Source organism: Massilia sp. PWRC2 (genome assembly GCF_049896725.1).
Taxonomy (GTDB): domain Bacteria; phylum Pseudomonadota; class Gammaproteobacteria; order Burkholderiales; family Burkholderiaceae_D; genus JAFCUW01.
The window spans coordinates 768-2,380 of sequence record NZ_JAFCUW010000032.1 but is presented as its reverse complement, the minus strand read 5'-3'; the positions used below and the strand labels follow the sequence as shown (position 1 = coordinate 2,380).

Sequence of the window (1,613 nt, the reverse complement as noted above, 5' to 3'; positions counted from 1 at the left end):
AAAGGGGAAGTCATGAAAAAGTTTACCACTCCCGCAGCAGCCGCACACGATGTCACGGTCGTGGGAATCGACCTGGCGAAGAACGTCTTTGCCATTCACGGCATCGACGCCAGCGGCAAGCCCTGCCTGGTACGACCGAATGTACGCCGTGATCAGCTACTCGACCTGCTCGCCCAGCTTCGGCCATGTCTCATCGGCATGGAGGCATGCAGCGGCGCGCACCATTTGGCGCGTACGCTCGTTCAGTTTGGTCATACCCCAAAACTCATGGCACCGAAATTCGTCGCGCCATACCGGCTGCAGGGTTCACGTGGCAAGAACGACGCCAATGATGCAGCCGCCATCTGCGAAGCGGTAACGCGACCAAACATGCGCTTCGTGCCAGTCAAAACGGTCGATGCCCAGGTAACGCTAACTGTTCACCGCGTACGCAGCGGTTTCGTCGAAGAGCGTACTGCCACCATCAACCGCTTGCGCGGGTTGATGTCCGAGTTCGGTGTCGTGTTGCCGCTCAAGGCATCGACGGTTCGGCGCCAGGCACGTGCTGCCTGCGAGTCCCTGCCGACGTGGGTGCAGCGCGTCGTCGAAGATCTCCTCGGCCACGTTACTGCCCTCGACCAACGTATAGACGAATACGACACCCACATCAAGCAGATTGCCGCGACCGATGATGCCAGCAAGAAGCTAATGCAGCTCGCTGGTATTGGCCCCGTTACCGCCACGGCACTGGCGGCGTCAGTGGGCAATGGTCACGACTTCAAGAACGGGCGCCAGCTCGCCGCCTGGCTTGGCCTTGTGCCGGGCATGCATGGATCGGGCGGAAAGACCAGGCTCGGACGCATTACCAAAGCAGGCGACCACTATCTGCGTTCGCTGCTGGTAATGGGTGCACGTTCCTTGCTGGCGCTCGCTGCCAGCAGAGGCGATGCGTTGAGCCGTTGGGCGCTCACTCTGCAAGCGCGGGTCGGCTATGGAAAGGCGGTCGTTGCCCTTGCGGCCAAGAACGCCAGGCTGGCATGGGCTGTTCTCGCCAAAGGGGATAAGTTCAAGCCGATCACCTGACTGCGGCGCAAACATGTCGTCCGGCCGGTCAGCGGCCGGACCCCGCAGGCGCGGGGCAAGCGACACTATGTTTGCCGATACGTAGCGAACTGATCAAAGGTTGTTAACAACGCCATCAACAAGAATCCGGGAGACGAATCTTCCCCTCTATATCACGGAAAGGAACTCTTCCTCGAGTCTGCAGTGCATTGATGAAGTAACGGTTTGACCGGGTGGAGCCGACCTGAACTCTGACGGGACAGAAATAAAGTCCGACCTGTGAATGAGGTACTCCGCACGCGTCTGTCATCAGGGTCCGAGCCGTGCAGTAAATCCGAGCTCAACATGACCGTTTATAGTCACGCAGACCGGCCTTCCGTCATGGCAGCGAACTCGAGAAAATATCCACAAAAATCTTTAAAAACACCTTGAATTATTGGGAAGCCCTTATAGTCATCAGGGTCCGAGCCGTGCAGTAAATCCGAGCTCAACATGACCGTTTATAGTCACGCAGACCGGCCTTCCGTCATGGCAGCGAACTCGAGAAAATATCCACAAAAATCTTTAAAAAC

General features: G+C 57.7%; 1 protein-coding gene. It reads left to right on the top strand.

Annotated features, from left to right (window positions below; all coding sequences use genetic code 11):
• Positions 1-12 precede the first annotated feature (12 nt).
• The gene (locus ACP7BZ_RS22845; protein WP_426117483.1) at positions 13-1,062 is read left to right on the top strand and encodes an IS110 family transposase; all 1,050 of its coding nucleotides are present in this window, start codon (positions 13-15) and stop codon (positions 1,060-1,062) included.
• Positions 1,063-1,613: the final 551 nt, after the last annotated feature.